This window comes from Sphingomonas sp. 77B, from assembly GCF_056497825.1.
In genome coordinates this window covers 1648323-1663468 of record NZ_JBWMBY010000001.1, presented here as the reverse complement: position 1 = coordinate 1663468, position 15146 = coordinate 1648323, and the positions used below count along the sequence as shown (strand labels likewise).

Annotated in this window: 16 protein-coding genes; 7 read left to right on the top strand and 9 right to left on the bottom strand. The window is 66.9% G+C overall.

The genetic code is table 11. The annotated features are described in order from the left end of the window. Window positions 1-22: 22 nt before the first annotated feature. The gene (locus tag AC1GI4_RS07735; protein ID WP_056430721.1) at window positions 23-244 is read right to left on the bottom strand and encodes a hypothetical protein; all 222 of its coding nucleotides are present in this window, start codon (window positions 242-244) and stop codon (window positions 23-25) included. A gap of 138 nt (window positions 245-382) precedes the next feature. On the opposite strand from AC1GI4_RS07735, the gene era reads away from it, so the two are divergent. Beyond that, window positions 383-1279 (top strand): GTPase Era, encoded by an 897-nt coding sequence (gene era, locus AC1GI4_RS07730; RefSeq protein WP_479629139.1) that lies wholly within the window; start codon window positions 383-385, stop codon window positions 1277-1279. Window positions 1280-1454: 175 nt separating this feature from the next. On the opposite strand, the gene queG is transcribed toward era, so the two are convergent. Further along, window positions 1455-2504, bottom strand: coding sequence for a tRNA epoxyqueuosine(34) reductase QueG (gene queG / locus AC1GI4_RS07725; RefSeq protein WP_479629138.1), 1050 nt, complete (start codon window positions 2502-2504; stop codon window positions 1455-1457). Between the two features lie 58 nt (window positions 2505-2562). On the opposite strand from queG, the gene AC1GI4_RS07720 reads away from it, so the two are divergent. From AC1GI4_RS07720 to AC1GI4_RS07705, 4 genes are all read left to right on the top strand, one after another. Further along, window positions 2563-3474 carry an ABC transporter ATP-binding protein gene (locus tag AC1GI4_RS07720; protein WP_294273057.1) on the top strand — a complete coding sequence of 304 codons (912 nt, stop codon included), beginning with the start codon at window positions 2563-2565 and terminating at the stop codon, window positions 3472-3474. Then, complete coding sequence (locus AC1GI4_RS07715; protein WP_479629137.1) at window positions 3471-4697, top strand: ABC transporter permease; 1227 nt, start codon at window positions 3471-3473, stop codon at window positions 4695-4697. Before AC1GI4_RS07720 ends, AC1GI4_RS07715 begins: the two co-directional genes overlap by 4 nt. Before the next feature lie 187 nt (window positions 4698-4884). After that, window positions 4885-5379 carry a peptide-methionine (R)-S-oxide reductase MsrB gene (msrB, locus tag AC1GI4_RS07710; RefSeq protein ID WP_433909792.1) on the top strand — a complete coding sequence of 165 codons (495 nt, stop codon included), beginning with the start codon at window positions 4885-4887 and terminating at the stop codon, window positions 5377-5379. A gap of 293 nt (window positions 5380-5672) precedes the next feature. Next, window positions 5673-6623 carry an IS481 family transposase gene (locus AC1GI4_RS07705; protein ID WP_479628588.1) on the top strand — a complete coding sequence of 317 codons (951 nt, stop codon included), beginning with the start codon at window positions 5673-5675 and terminating at the stop codon, window positions 6621-6623. A gap of 111 nt (window positions 6624-6734) precedes the next feature. Here AC1GI4_RS07705 and AC1GI4_RS07700 read toward each other — a convergent pair whose 3' ends face one another. Beyond that, window positions 6735-7247, bottom strand: a complete 513-nt coding sequence (locus AC1GI4_RS07700) for a CHAP domain-containing protein (RefSeq protein WP_479630374.1) — start codon at window positions 7245-7247, stop codon at window positions 6735-6737. Window positions 7248-7453: 206 nt separating this feature from the next. Then, window positions 7454-9322 (bottom strand): M1 family metallopeptidase, encoded by a 1869-nt coding sequence (locus AC1GI4_RS07695; protein ID WP_479629136.1) that lies wholly within the window; start codon window positions 9320-9322, stop codon window positions 7454-7456. A gap of 98 nt (window positions 9323-9420) precedes the next feature. On the opposite strand from AC1GI4_RS07695, the gene AC1GI4_RS07690 reads away from it, so the two are divergent. Further along, window positions 9421-9822, top strand: a complete 402-nt coding sequence (locus tag AC1GI4_RS07690) for an HIRAN domain-containing protein (protein WP_479629135.1) — start codon at window positions 9421-9423, stop codon at window positions 9820-9822. A 102-nt stretch (window positions 9823-9924) separates the two neighbouring features. Here the strand turns inward: AC1GI4_RS07690 and AC1GI4_RS07685 are convergent, their stop codons facing one another. The 4 genes from AC1GI4_RS07685 to AC1GI4_RS07670 all read right to left on the bottom strand — a co-directional run bounded on the left by AC1GI4_RS07685 (window position 9925) and on the right by AC1GI4_RS07670 (window position 12022). Continuing rightward, the gene (locus tag AC1GI4_RS07685; protein WP_058746830.1) at window positions 9925-10161 is read right to left on the bottom strand and encodes a hypothetical protein; all 237 of its coding nucleotides are present in this window, start codon (window positions 10159-10161) and stop codon (window positions 9925-9927) included. 189 nt (window positions 10162-10350) lie between these two features. Then, window positions 10351-10971: a LysE family translocator gene (locus AC1GI4_RS07680; protein ID WP_479629134.1), complete on the bottom strand. Its 621-nt coding sequence runs from the start codon at window positions 10969-10971 to the stop codon at window positions 10351-10353. Continuing rightward, a complete protein-coding gene (locus tag AC1GI4_RS07675; RefSeq protein WP_089413639.1) occupies window positions 10971-11351 on the bottom strand; it encodes a hypothetical protein in 381 nt (126 codons plus the stop codon). The genes AC1GI4_RS07680 and AC1GI4_RS07675 overlap by 1 nt, the downstream gene beginning before the upstream one ends. Next, window positions 11348-12022, bottom strand: coding sequence for an EI24 domain-containing protein (locus AC1GI4_RS07670; RefSeq protein ID WP_479629133.1), 675 nt, complete (start codon window positions 12020-12022; stop codon window positions 11348-11350). The genes AC1GI4_RS07675 and AC1GI4_RS07670 overlap by 4 nt, the downstream gene beginning before the upstream one ends. Before the next feature lie 144 nt (window positions 12023-12166). On the opposite strand from AC1GI4_RS07670, the gene AC1GI4_RS07665 reads away from it, so the two are divergent. Further along, a complete protein-coding gene (locus tag AC1GI4_RS07665) occupies window positions 12167-13159 on the top strand; it encodes an adenosine kinase (RefSeq protein WP_479629132.1) in 993 nt (330 codons plus the stop codon). Window positions 13160-13338: 179 nt separating this feature from the next. On the opposite strand, the gene AC1GI4_RS07660 is transcribed toward AC1GI4_RS07665, so the two are convergent. Continuing rightward, entirely contained in the window at window positions 13339-14877 is a 1539-nt protein-coding gene (locus AC1GI4_RS07660; RefSeq protein WP_433909799.1) for an amino acid permease, read from the bottom strand. Window positions 14878-15146: the final 269 nt, after the last annotated feature.

The following is a 15146-nucleotide window of genomic DNA, read 5'->3' as shown; positions in this document are numbered from 1 at the left end:
CGACCTCGCCCAGTCTCCGACCTCAACGCCCCTTGGCGGCGGCCGCTTCCTTCTTGGCCTGTACCTTGGCGCGGTGATGGCCGATCGCGCAGCCCGCCGCCGCGCCCAGCACGGCATGGCCCTTGCCGACGAAATGCCCGCCAACGCCGCCCACAGCCGCGCCCTTCAGGCAGCCCTTGGCCGAGGCAGGGCCGGCGACGGTCAGCAGCGCAGCGGCCGACAGGGCGGTGAGAAGGGTCTTCATAACGTCTCTCCTGACACTCGAACGTGTGGCCGGAAAAATGCGCGTGGGTCGGTGGCCGTTCCGTGAGCCGACCATTACATTCCGTCCATGTGGGCTTGCCGTTGCGGGAAGGGGGCGGGACCTGTACCGCTGGCGGTCATGACTGAACAACGTTGCGGCCTCGTGGCCGTCGTCGGCGCGCCCAATGCCGGCAAATCCACCCTCGTCAATGCCCTGGTCGGCCAGAAGGTCGCGATCGTCAGCCCCAAGGCGCAGACGACCCGCGCCAAGCTGCTCGGCGTCGCGATCGAGGGCGAGTCCCAGATCCTGCTGGTCGACACCCCCGGCATCTTCGAGCCCAAGCGTCGCCTGGATCGTGCGATGGTCGCCGCCGCCTGGGAAGGCGCGGAGGGGGCCGACATCCTGGCGCTGGTCGTCGACGGCAAGGGCGGGATCGGCCCCAAGATCCACGCCATCGCCGAGTCGATCGCACACCGGCCCGAGCCGAAGCACCTGATCCTCAACAAGGTCGACATCGCCGACAAGGCGCGGTTGCTGACCCATGCGGAAAAGCTGAACGAGGTCGTGAAGTTCGACGAAACCTGGTTCATCTCGGCGCAGACCGGCGATGGCTTGCCGCAGTTGAAGTCGCATCTCGCGGCGCTGATGCCGGAAGGGCCGTGGCATTACCCGGAGGATCAGGTGTCCGACGCCACCGAGCGCGCGCTGGCGGCCGAGGTGACGCGCGAGCAGCTCTATCTTCAGCTCCACGCCGAACTACCTTACGCCAGCGCGGTCGAGACCGAGGCCTATAAGGAGCGCGAGGACGGATCGGTCGAGATCCATCAGCAGATCCTGGTCGAACGTCCGACCCAGCGCGCCATCGTGCTGGGCAAGAACGGCGTGCGGATCAAGGAGATCGGCGCGCGGGCCCGGGCGCAGTTGTCCGAGCTGCTGGGGCAGAAGGTCCACCTATACCTGCATGTGAAGGTCAAGCCGGGCTGGGACGAGGATCGCTCGGTCTACAAGGATATCGGGTTGGATTGGGTAGATTGAATTTTTTGGGGTGGTGGCGGTCTCGGTGAGACACCGGACCCTCCCCCATCCCCTCCCGCTTGCGGGAGGGGTGTGCCCAGCGCAAACGGTATGCGCTTCAATGGTTGCTTGTGCTTAACACTTGCCAAGCAACGCACCCCTCCCGCAGGCGGGAGGGGATGGGGCAGGGCAAGGGCTAGGCGATCAACCCGCCCAACCGCCCCAAAGCCCACTCCACCGCCTCCACCACCACCGGGTCATCATCCCCCAGCAACCCCCGCAACACCGGCACCAACTCCGTCGCGCCGCTATTCCCCGCCGCGATCGCTGCGTTACGCACCATTCGGTTGCGCCCGATCCGCTTGATCGGCGAGCCTGAAAACACCTGCCGGAACGCGGGATCGTCCAGCGACAGCAAGTCCCCCAATTCCGGCGCGGTCAGCTCCGCACGCGGATGAAACGCCATGTTCGCCTGCGCCGCCGCCGCGAACTTGTTCCACGGGCACACCGCCAAGCAGTCGTCGCAGCCATAGATGCGGTTGCCCATCGCCGCCCGGAACTCCTCCGGAATCGGCCCGGCATGTTCGATGGTCAGGTAGGAAATGCAGCGCCGCGCATCCAGCTGGTACGGCGCGGGAAACGCGTCGGTCGGGCAGGCCCGCTGGCACGCGTCGCAGCGGCCGCAGGTGTCGCGCGCCACCGCATCGGGTTCCAGCTCCAGCGTGGTGTAGATCGCGCCCAGGAACAGCCAGCTGCCATGTTCCCGGCTGACCAGATTGGTATGCTTGCCCTGCCAGCCCAGCCCCGCCGCCTCGGCCAGCGGCTTTTCCATGACCGGCGCGGTGTCGACGAAGACCTTCAGGTCGCATTTCGCCTCCTGCGCCAGCCAGCGGCCCAGCGCCTTCAACTGGCGCTTCACGACATCGTGATAGTCCGCTCCTTGCGCATAGACCGAGATTCGCCCGATCCGCCCCTGGTCCGCCAGCCGCATCGGGTCCTCGGCGGGGGCATAGCTGACGCCGAGCGAGATGATGCTCTTGACCTCGGGCCACAGGCTCGCCGGACTTTGCCGCTGATGGGCGCGGTCGGCCATCCAGATCATCGATCCGTGGCGTCCCTCGGCCAGCCACTGGTGCAGCCGCTCGACTGTTTTCGGTGCGGCATCGGCATGGGTGATACCGATCGCGGCAAAGCCCAGTTCGGCCGCCTTCGCCTTGATCCGGGTTTCCAGCTTGTCTTGCGCCACGAACGCCCGCTACCACAGGCGATCAGGGAGGGACAATCGCGTGGATAATCAGGGGCGCGTGGATAATCAGTGGGCGGTCAGCGCCTCGGGCCTCGCCAAACGCTTCGGTGACCGGCGGGTCGTCGACGGCGTCGACATCGCGGTGCCGACCGGCGCGGTGTATGGCGTGCTCGGCCCCAATGGTGCGGGCAAGACGACGACGCTTCGGATGCTGCTGGGCATCATCGAACCCGATGAGGGGGAGCGCAGTCTGCTGGGTCATGCCCATCCGCGCGATGCCAGCGATCTGGTCGGCTATCTGCCGGAAGAACGCGGGCTCTATCCGGCGATGAAGGCGCGCGAGGCGATCGCCTTCATGGGCTCGCTGCGCGGGTTGGACTGGAAGACGGGCCGGGCGCGCGCGAACGAGCTGCTCGAACAGGCCGGGCTCGGCCATGCCGCCGACAGCAAGATCCGCAAATTGTCCAAGGGCATGGCGCAGCTGGTCCAGCTGCTCGGCTCGGTCGTGCACCGGCCGAAACTGCTGGTGCTGGACGAGCCCTTTTCGGGGCTCGATCCGGTCAATCAGGAACGGCTGGAGGCGCTGATCCTGGGCGAGCGCGACCGGGGGGCGACCATCCTGTTCTCTACCCATGTCATGGCCCATGCCGAACGGCTGTGCGACCGCCTGGCCATCATCGCGGGCGGGCGCCGCCGGTTCGAGGGCACGGTGGACGAGGCACGCGGCACGCTGACCGCGCGTGTCCGCTACCGTCCGCGCGACCCGGATCGGGTGACGCCCGCGCTCTTGCCTGCCGAGGCGGTGCGCGAGGGCGCCGACTGGCACTTCCCGCTGCCCGAGGACGGGATCGAGCCGTTGCTCGGCCGGTTACTGGCGGCGGGGGCGGGCATCCTGAACCTGTCGATCGAGCGGCCCAGCCTTCACGAAGCCTTTGTCCGTATCGTCGGCGAGCAGGAGATAGCGGCATGAGCCCGACCCGGCGACTGATCCGCCAGACCCTGACCATCGCGCGGCGCGACTTTATCGCGACGGTCTATACCCCGATCTTCCTGCTGTTCCTCTTCGCCCCGCTCATCATGGTCGCGTTCAGCACCATCGGCGCGATGGGCGCGGCGCAGGCGGCGGACCATGGCACCGACCGGGTGCGGATCGTCGCGATCGCGCCCGACGCGGCGGCCAAGGCCTTTGCCGACGCCGATCGCCAGTCCCGTGCCATCTTTCGCCGGGACGAGGAGCCGCCCGAACTGGTGACGCTGCCCCCCGCGCGCGATCCGGCGGCTCAGGCGCGGGCCGCGTTTGAATCGCCCGACTATGACGCGGCCGCCGTGCTGTACGGGCCGCTCGACCGGCCGACGATCCTGTACGGCGCGCGGGGCACGCGGGCAGCCGACTATCTGGCGGTCCTAGCCGGTGGCGCCCTGTCGGCCGAGCGGTTGGGCGGCGAACTGCCCAAGATCGCGGCCCGGAAACTGCCCTTCTCGCGCCAGCGCGCGACGCTGGGCGGGCAGAACCAGACCGCGTTCCTGGCGGTGTTCGGCGTCTTCTTCCTGACCCTGTTCCTGGCGGGGCAGGTGGTCGGCACCATGGCCGAGGAGCGGTCGAACAAGGTCATCGAGGTGCTGGCCGCCGCCGTTCCGCTGGAGGCGGTGTTCCTGGGCAAGCTGCTGGGCATGTTCGGAGTGGCTGTGCTGTTCATCACCTTCTGGGGCACGGTGCTGGGGCAGGTAACGAGCGTGTTGCCACCCGCCTTTGCCGGGATGGTCGGCGAGCTGTCGCCAGCGGTCGGGCTGCCGATGTTCACGGTGTTGTTCGTCACCTATTTCACCATGGCCTATCTGCTGCTCGGCTCGGTGTTTCTGACGATCGGCGCGCAGGCCTCGACCATGCGCGAGATCCAGATGCTCTCGCTGCCGATCACCATCGTCCAGGTCGGCATGTTCACCCTGACGCTGAGCGGCTTGTCGCAGCCCGGCAGCTGGCTCGCGCTGGTCGCCGAGGTGTTTCCGCTGTCCTCGCCCTTCGCGATGGCGGGCGTGGCGGCGGCGAGCGATTCGCTCTGGCCGCATGCGGTGGCCATTGCGTGGCAGGCCCTGTGGGTGGCGCTGTTCGTGACGCTGGGTGCGCGGCTGTTCCGGCGCGGTGTGCTGCAATCGGGCAGCACGCGGCCCTTCTGGCGGCGCAAGGGGGCGTAATCGCTTTTCCTCTCCATGCTATGCTTGGAGAGGGGGACCATCGCGCCAGCGATGGTGGAGGGGCAAGGGGACGTCGACCCGCCCCTCCACCACCGGGCTGACGCCCGGCGGTCCCCCTCCCCATCGTCGATGGGGAGGATCGTGGGGGGGGCTTCTCCGGTTCGCATGGCCTTCCTATCTTGGGTCCATGACCCCATTCCCTTCCGATCGCCGCCATTTCCTGTCGCTGATGGGGCTCGGCGCCCTGGGCGTCGGGCTTTCCGCCTGCGGGCGTCAGGCCGAGGCGGCGGAACGCTTTCCGGTCGCGATGAGCGATGCCGCGTGGAAGCAGAAGCTCGGCCCGGCAGCCTATAACGTCCTGCGCCGCGAAGGGACCGAGCGGCCCTATAGCAGCCCGCTCAACGACGAGCATCGCAGCGGCATCTTTTCCTGCAAGGGCTGCGCGCAGCCGCTCTTCTCGTCCAAGACCAAGTTCGACAGTGGCACCGGCTGGCCGAGCTTTTGGGCGCCCCTGCCGCGCGCGGTGGGGACGACCTCTGACCGATCGCTGATGATGGAGCGGGTCGAGGTGCATTGCAGCCGCTGTGGCGGGCATCTGGGCCATGTCTTCGACGACGGGCCCAAGCCGACCGGCAAGCGCTATTGCATGAACGGTGTGGCGATGACGTTCAGGGCGGGGTGAGATTGCGCCGGAGGCAGGCTTCTTCCTTGGCCTTCGACTACGCTCAGGCTGAACGGCGGTCGGGAGGGTTGGCTTAGACCGTGATGACGTTGCGTTGAACCAAGGCGACCCCCTCCCCTTCAGGGGAGGGGTTGGGGTGGGGCCTCACCACGGGCTGCACGCTTGCGGAGGCGCCCCACCCCCGGCCCCTCCCCTGAAGGGGAGGGGTGAATTAGTCTCATGTCATCATGCTCTAGGTGTTTGATCCCGGCATTTGATGGTGCATCATCGTCGCAAGCTTGGAGGGATGCACTATGGGACAGGTTCTACACGGGAGCGCCCGCACGACAGAGGCGGTCCGTCGAGCGATACAACATAGTCAAGAGAGCCTGAGGGTGCTGGCGAAGCGCCACGGGATCAACCAGAAGACCGTCGCGAAGTGGAAGAAGCGGACGGCGGTCAAGGATCTGCCGACTGGGCCGAAGGACCCGCACTCGACGGTACTGACCATCGAGGAGGAAGCGGTCATCGTCGCTTTCCGGCGCCACACGTTGCTGCCGCTGGACGACTGCCTCTACGCGCTACAGGCGACGATCCCGCACCTGACGCGCTCGTCGCTACACCGCTGCCTGCAACGCCATGGCATCAGCCGGTTGCCCGAGATCACCGGCGACAAGACGCCCAAACGCAAGTTCAAGACCTACCCGATCGGCTACTTCCACATCGACATCGCCGAGGTTCAGACCGCCGAGGGCAAGCTGCGCCTGTTCGTGGCGATCGACCGAACGAGCAAGTTCGCGTTCGTCGAACTGCATCAGGAAGGTGGCAAGATGATCGCGGCGCAGTTCCTGCGTAATCTGGTCACGGCCGTGCCCTACCGTATCCACACCGTGCTGACCGATAACGGTATCCAGTTCACCAACCATGCCCACCAAAAATACGCCTTCCACCACATCTTCGATCGCGTCTGCGACGAGAACGGCATCGAGCACCGGCTCACCAAGGTGAAGCATCCCTGGACCAACGGCCAGGTCGAGCGGATGAACCGCACCATTAAGGAAGCGACCGTCAAGCGCTACCATTACGACAGCCACGACCAGCTCCGGCAACATCTCGGCGACTTCGTCGCCGCCTACAACTTCGGCCGCAGGCTCAAGACGCTCAAAGGCCTCACGCCCTACGAGGCCATCTGCAAAGCATGGCAGAACGAGCCAGCACGCTTTACATCAAACCCGCACCATCAAATACTGGGACCAAACACCTAGCGGGCGAAGGTAGAGTGGACCGCCGCGCTCCACCACATCCGTTCACGCTGAGCGAAGTCGAAGCGCACGTTCCGCGCTATGGTCTGGGTCTTCCCGACACCCGGCAGAATATTACCGGATCGGCGCCGCGAAGGTCAGGATGCCCGAAACCCGGCCGCCCTCGTTCGAGGCGATCTGGGTGGCGGGCAGGTCGGCGACGCCGCTCTTGTGGCCCGCATAGATGAAGCCCTTGGTCGGATAGGCAGAGGTGCCCAGGCCGCCATTGGGGCTGTACCAGACCTTGACCATCGACCAGTCGTTGTTCGGCGAGACGTCGATGGCGCGGACGTCGCGCTCGATGCCGCCGCGACGCGACCAGTTGGCGTGGGTCAGGAGGACTTCGCGGTCGCTGACGACTTTGCTGACCATGGCGACATGACCGACGCGCATCCGGCTGGTCGATTCGAAGGCGAGGACCGAACCTTCCTGCGGGGTGTGGCCACGGTCATAGCGACCGGCGGCCTGACTCCACCAGGTGTTGGCGTTACCGTGAAGGTCGATGCCCGAGATTTCGCGGGCATAAGGGGCGCACTGCCAGAACTGCGCGGCAGCGGGGGTGGCCATCATCAGGCCGCACGTTGCCATCAGCGCGAATCGCACTGCGAATGCCTTGAACTTCACTGGACCCCCCGGTCGGAATGTCGGTGTGAGTTTCGATTAACCGGGGCCTAACGGGATGAAAAGCGCCGCCGGAACCATATCCGGTGAACGGTGTTTCGGCGGCGGTGACCTGAAAATCCGGCGGCGAAACGAGTTTTTCGTTCCTCGTTTCGCCGCTGCCAAGGCTCGGCTTATCGGCCGAGCAGGCGATCCACCGTCACCTGCGTTACCGCGTGATAGCCGGGTCGCGCCTTGTCGTAGATTCGCCTGGCCAGCGCCTGGCCCCATTCGCCCTGTCCCTGAAGCTGCTGGAACAGCGGCGCGACGAACTTGCGACGCCCTTGCGAGGTCAGGAACTGCTCGGCCGAAGCCTCGGCGGGCGGATAACGGTTGGCGAGCGCCAGACGCAGCCAGGCGAAGCGGATTTCGCTGTTGCCCGTCTCGTTCCAATGGAACCGCCCGTCGAGGGCGGCGAGCCGCTCGGCCGACAGCTGGCGGGGCAGCTGGTCGAGGAAGCGGACATATTCCTGCGTCGTCACCTTGTCGGGCACGGCCGAGACGGGACCACCGGCTGCGAACGCCTTGGCCGCCGCGTCGATCGCGGGAAAGGCGTCGGAACGGACATGGACGGCATTGGCGGGGATGCCGGGCTGATAGACCCATTGGTCGACGCCGATCCTGGCATCCTCGCCGGGCTTGAGCAGGTTCTTGCGCAGATCGGCGACGAAGCCTGCGCTGGTCTGGGGCTGGAAGGCATGGCGATCGAAATAGCTGCGCAGATACGCGTCCCAGCGCGCACGGCCAACGACCGACTCGATGGTGCGCAGGAAGGTCGCGCCCTTGTCATAGGCGATCTGGGTCATGCCGTCGTCGGGGTCGCGGGCGGCGTTCAGGTCGAGATGCAGCTTGGTGTCGGGCGACTGCGGCCCACCGGCTTCCTTCACCGCATTCTGCATGTCGGTCCAGGCGAGGTCGGCCTCCATGGCGGCGCGGCGCTTGCCGTACATCGACTCCATGATCCGGTTCTCGAAATAGCTGGTGAAGCCTTCGTTCAGCCAGAAATCGTCCCAGGTCGCGTTGGTGACGAGATTGCCCGACCAGCTATGCGCCAGCTCATGCGCGATCAGGCTGACGAGGCTGCGGTCGCCCGCCAGCACGGTCGGCGTCGCGAAGGTCAGGGTCGGGTTCTCCATCCCGCCGAACGGGAAGCTGGGCGGCAGGACCAGAACGTCATAGCGACCCCAGCGATAGGGGCCGTACAGCCCCTCGGCCGCCGTCACGAACTTGTCGAGCCCGGCAAACTCCCAGGCGGATTTGTCGAGCATCGCGGGCTCGGTCCAGATGCCGGTATGCGCGCTCAGCGGCCTGAACTTCAGGTCGCCGATGGCCAGCGCGATCAGATAGGGGGCGACCGGCTTGTCCATGCGATAGCTGGCGGTGTGGCGGCCGTCCTTGCACGGCGTTTCGGCCGTCCGCTCGCCGCTCATCACGACGGTCAGCGCGCAGGGGGCGTTGACGGTGGCGTCCCAGGTCTGGCGGATGCCGGGCGAATCCTGGGTCGGGATCCAGCTGCGGTTGAGGATCGCCTCGCCCTGGCTGAACAGATAGGGCTGTTTCTTGCCCGCCGTCTGTTCGGGCGACAGCCATTGCAGCGCCTTGGCGCCGGGCGCCGAGGCATAGGCGATCTTCACCGTACGCGCGCCGTTGAGCGTGATGGTCAGGGGCGCACCATGCACCTTGTCGGCGGTGCCGACCGTATAGGGCAGGGGGCGGTTCTGCGCATCGGTGACGGTGACGATGCGCAGGCCGTTGTCGTCGACCACCAGCGTCTTGGCATCGGGCCTGGCATCGACCGACAGGGTTGCGATGCCGCGCATCACATGGTCATCGAAATCGGCATAGAGGTTCAGCGAGACATGGGTGACCCGCGCCTCCAGCGGCTGCGCATAGCTGTGTACGTCGCGGGCATCGGCGCTGGTCAGCACGGGCGCGACGGCAGGCGCGGTCTGCGGGGCGGGGGATTGGGCGGCGAGCAGCATCGCCAGGGCGGCCAGGGACATGGGCACTCCGAATGGGACAGGATGATTGCACCATAGCCGGATTGCCGATGAATGGGAGGGCTCTGGACGTCGGGCAAGCGCATGACCAGTTAGGCGGCATGGATGAAATGACGCTGGCCGTGGTCGGGATCGACTTTCCCAACGAGGACAAGGCGCGAAGCAATCGGCGGTTCGAGCTGCTTGCTTCGGCGAGGGGCGAGCCGGTGAGCCTGCGCCCCGAGCCGCGCAACCAGCACGATCCCAATGCCGTCGCCGTGTTCAGCGTGCGTGACGTCCAGGTCGGCTACCTCTCGGCGGAACGGGCGCCGTTGATCGGCGGGCGGATACGGCGCGGCGAAGAGGTGCAGGCGGTGTTTCAGGGGATTGCGGGGTCGGTCGCCTATATCCGGGTGCGGTTCGGCGGTGGTGCGCCGACCCTGCCGCCTGTCGTGGAAGATCCGCCCCAGCCTATCGAAGATGATTTCTACCCCGACCCCGATGGTCCGGAATGGGGGGCGTAACGCGCGCATGTTGGGGGCAACAAAAAAGGGAGCCAAAACCGGCTCCCTTTCCGTCCGCCTGAGCGGCGATGGTCCGGGCAGGGTTGCCCCCGCCCGCGACAATCAGTTGCTGTCCGCGTTGTCGTCCTTGACGATCGCGACGACGCCGATGGCGACGACGCCAGCAGCGATCAGAGCAGCCAGGATGCCGCCGCCGGCCAGCTTGTTGCCCTTGGCGGTCGGAGCCGAAGCGCGAACCGACTTCGAAACCGACAGGCTGGCAGCCGGGTTGGTCGGCGCAGCGGCGACCGGAGCAGCAACCAGAGCCGTGGCGGCAACAGCAGACAGGAACTTCATCATAATCAATCTCCCATGGCGAACGACCGCCAAGACGCGGTGGTGTTCATCGTCCCGATAGCGCAAAAGCATGGGCCCGTAAATTTGTTCCCGCACTGCATCATTTTTTTGATGAGAGCGTGGAACAAATGTCGCAGTCGCCAAGAAACGGATGGGTCGTTTCTGCGGTCAAATGATTGAAAGCTATGCGGATCAGCGGCGGATCGCGGCGGTTGCCAGCCCGGCGAAAATCAATGCTCCGCCACCGGCCCGCTGTGCCCAGGCCTGGGCCTTGGTCGATCGCAGCAATCCGCCCGCGCTCGATGCCGCCCAGGCATAGCAGGCATCGGTCAGCGCCAGGACGAGGACGAACGTCACCACCAATATTCCCGCCTGCGGCCAATAGGCGCGATGCGGATCGATGAACTGCGGCGCAAAGGCGGCGAGGAACAGAATCGTCTTGGGGTGGAAGGTGCCGACGCCCAGATTGCCCAGGAACGCGGCGCGCGGCGAGATCAGGCGCGGGCGGATCGCCACCGCATCGGCGTTGCGCGCGCGCCACAGGCCCAGCACGCCTATCGCAATCAGATAGGCCGCGCCCGCCCATTTGAGCAGTCCGAACAGAAAGGCCGATGCCGCGAGCACTGCGCCCATGCCGAGCAGGCTGGCGGTCGAGGCGGCCAGATTGCCGATCATCAATCCCGCCACCGAGGCGAAGGCGGTGCGCCGCCCCGCCCCGATCGCATAGCCCAGGATCGCCGCCACCCCGGGGCCGGGGATCAGCCCGATGACCAGGGTCGCCGCGACGAAGGCGAACCACAGGTCGGGGCGCATCAGCGGCCGCCGTCGCGCCGGGTCAGCGCCGCGACGCAGCTCGCCCGGTCGATCGAACTGCCATCGGGCTCGCGCGCGTCGAGATAGGTGACGCGCGGCTCGGCCCCGTCCTTGGGATAGAGATAGGCGTCGAGGACGCAGAAACTGCCCTGGAACTGCAGCTTGCGCGCGGTGCCCTCGCGGACATCGGCGTCGGGCGTGCCAAACAGCTTGGTCAGCCCGGCGGCGTCCTGCCCGATCACCCGCTCCAGCCCGACGCTGGTATAGGGGACGGGCACGGGGGCCATGCCGCCGCTGCGCACCGGCGCGGCGGTCTGCGGCACGGTACAGCCCGCCAGCAATGTCAGGCCCAGCAGCGGCAGCGCGATGAGGCGGGTCACGCCTGTCTCCTGTGGAAGAAATGGGTCGCCATGCTCGCCCCCAGGACGGGCGCGAGCAGATTGAGTCCCGGAACCACGAACAGGGTAGCGACGGCAAGCCCCAACAGGAAGCGCGCGGGCCCGGTCGCCTTGCGCCAGCGACGCATCGCCGATCGGTCCATGTGCCGCGCTGCGACCATGTCGCCCAGGTCGCGCGACAACAGCCAGCCATTGACCAGCAGGAACGCCGCCGCCGTGCCGACGCCGGTCGCCAGCAACACGATGTAGAGCGGCAGCAGGATCAGGTTGACCGCGATGACGCGCGCGGCGGATCCCAGCCCCATGGCGGAGCCGCGCGCGAACGACACCGGCCTGCCGCTCGCCAGCGCTGCCGGATAATGCCGCGCTTCGACGGCGGCGACGATATCGTCGGCAAAGACGCCCACCACCGCCACCGCGACCGCACGAAAGGCCAACCAGAATGCCAGCAGTTCCACGACCAGCGTGAAGGCGACCGACCACCCGCCCGCCTGCGCGCCCAGCCATCCGGCCAGGGCGGCGCGCACGCCCCACCACAAGGCCACCCCCGCCAGCGCGAAGATCGCCAGCGTCATGCCCAGCGAGCGGATCAGCACCCGGCGGATCGCCGGGTCGCCGAGCTGGGCCAGCGACAGGAAAAAGGCGCGCAACATGTCCCATCGATGGCGCGGGCGCGGTGGCCAAGTCAATGCACGGCCCAATGCACGGCCACTCCGGGCGGGCGGCTCCCTTGCGCGGGGGTAGCGCGCTGACTAGGGCGGCGGCATCATAGCTGTTTTTTCCCGGAGCCTCTTCCCTTGACCAACCCCACTTACGACGTGGTGGCGATCGGCAATGCGATCGTCGATATTCTGGCCTCTGCCGAGGATGATTTCATCGCCGAGAACGGCATGACCAAGGGCGCGATGCAGCTCGTCTTCTCGCCCGAGGAAGCCGATGCGCTCTATGCCAAGATGGGCCCCGGTCGCGAGATTTCGGGCGGATCGGCCGCCAACACGCTGGCGGGCATGGCCGCGCTGGGCGGCAAGACCGCGTTCATCGGCCAGGTCGCCGACGATCAGCTGGGCGCGGTGTTCAGCCACGACATCCGCGCGGCGGGCGTCCGCTTCGACACGCCCGCCCGCGCCGGCCAGCCGACGACGGCGCGCTGCATGATCTTCGTCAGCCCCGATGGCCAGCGGACGATGAACACCTTCCTGGGCGCCTCGCACTATCTGCCCGCCGAGGCGCTCGACCGCGCGCTGATCGCGGATGCGGCCTATCTGTATATCGAGGGCTATCTCTGGGATCCGGAAGAGCCGCGCGCCGCGATGCGCGCCGCGATCGAGGTCGCCCGCGCGGCGGGGCGCAAGATCGCCTTTACCGCTTCCGCCGAGTTCGTGATCGACCGTCACCGCGCCGACTTCCACGCGCTGATCAACGGCGGCATGATCGACGTGATCTTCGCCAACGAGACCGAGATCGTCGCGCTGACCGAGACGGCGGATGTCGAGGCCGCCATCGCCTCGCTGAAGGACAAGGTCGAGACGCTGGTCGTGACGCTCGCCGAAAAGGGCGCGCTGGCGCAACGCGGGGACGAGCGCGTGACCGTGCCTGCCCATCCCGTCGACAAGGTCGTCGATACCACGGGCGCGGGCGACCTGTTCGCGGCGGGCTTCCTCTATGGCCAGACGCATGGCCAGGACCTGAAGGCCTCGCTGACCCTGGGTGCGGCCTGCGCCGCCGAGATCATCAGCCATTTCGGCGCCCGTCCCCAGGTCGACCTGAAGGCGCTGGCCGCCAGCCTTTGAGCGAAGAGCGTGGCCTTCGACCTCGCTGAGGCTGAACGCAGCGAGAGAGAACCCAATCCTCCCCAAGCTTTGCTTGGGGAGGGGGACCATCCGAAGGATGGTGGAGGGGCATGCGCCCCAAAGCAAAAAGGCCCGGAGGACCGCTCCTCCGGGCCTTTTTTATGTCCGTCGAAAGCCGATCAGCGATCGAGCGGCCGGGCGACCTCCGGCTGCATCGCCGGATCGTCGACCACGTCGACGATGCCCCGCCCGACATAGCTGCGGCGGCGGCTATAGCCGAAATAGATGACCAGGCCGATTGCGCCCCATACCGGCAGGACGAGGATCGAACCCCAGTCGAGCGAGAGGAACAGGTACAGGCAGCCGACGATCGCGAGCGGCGCGACGATCCACACGAGCGGCGTGCGGAACGGGCGGCGACGATCGGGGTCGGTACGCCGCAGCACCAGCACCGATACGGCCACCATCAGGAAGGCGAAGAGCGTACCCGAATTGGAATAGTTGGCCAGCTTTCCGACCGGCAGGAAGGCCGAGGCGAAGGTCGCGGCCAGGCCGGTCACGATCGTGACGACGTGCGGCGTCTTGTACTTCGGATGGACCTTGGCGAAAGCCTGGGGCAGCAGGCCGTCACGCGCCATCGTGAAGAACACGCGGGTCTGGCCGAACATCATCATCAGCACGACCGAGGGCAGCGCCAGCGTGGCGGCCAGGCCGATCAGGTTGCCGATCTTTTCCCAGCCGATGGTCCGCAGGACATGCGCCAGGGCTTCCTTCGAGCAGGACAGGGGCTCGGCCGCGCCGCCCGCGACGATCGCCTGACAGCGTGCGGTCAGTTCCGAGGTGCCGGGCGACAGCACGACACCGGCGGCGTCGCGCACCGGCTGCGCGCCCAGCGGCGAGCCGATCGCTCCCGCCGAGACGAGCAGATAGAAGACGGTGCAGAACAGCAGCGACGCGATCAGGCCGATCGGCACGTTGCGCTGCGGATTCTTCGTCTCCTCGGCGGCGGTCGACACCGCGTCGAAGCCGACATAGGCGAAGAAGATCGACGCCGCGGCCCCGGCCACGCCGGTCAGGCCGGTGGGCATGAAGGGGTGGAAATTCGCGCCGTTGATGACCGGCACCGACAGCGCGATGAACAGCGTCAGCGCGGCGACCTTGATCGCGACCAGGATGGCGTTGACGCGCGCGCTCTCGGTGGTGCCGACGACCAGCAGCCAGGTGACGAGCAGCGAGATGATGACGGCGGGCAGGTTGATATAGCCGCCCGACGACGGGCCATTGACCCATTCCATCGGTATGTCGATGCCCAGCAGGTTGCGAAGCTGCCCGACGACATAGCCCGACCAGCCGACCGCCACGGCCGAGGCACCGACCGCATATTCCAGGATCAGCGCCCAGCCGACCATCCAGGCGAGCAGCTCGCCCATGACCGCATAGGTATAGGTATAGGCCGACCCCGCGACCGGCACCATCGACGCCAGCTCGGAATAGCAGAGTGCGGCCACCGCGCAGACGAAACCCGCCAGCACGAAGGACAGCATCATCCCCGGCCCCGCCTTCTGCGCGGCTTCGGAGGTGAGAACGAAGATGCCCGTGCCGATAACGGCGCCGATGCCCAGCATGGTGAGCTGGAACGCGCCTAGCGATCGTTGCAGCCCCTTCTTCTCGGCGGTCGCCAAAATGGCGTCCAGAGGCTTAACGCGCCCGAAAATCATGAATGTCCAATCCCCCCGAGGGAAGGGCGGCCCCGACATGGGAGCGCGCCCGGTGTTTGGTGAATGATCGGGAAGGTTAGCTGCAATTTTATTACGCGCAATCCCTAAGGTGCGCGGGATGCGGTCGGGGGAGGGGATTAAAGACCCTATGCCGGTAGTGATAGATAGGATTGCCGTTCCGTTGCGCGGTAAGCCCCTCCCGCAGGCGGGAGGGGTTTGGGGAGGGCATGGGGTCTCGGAGAGCCTGTCGCCTGTGGCTTTCCCTCCCC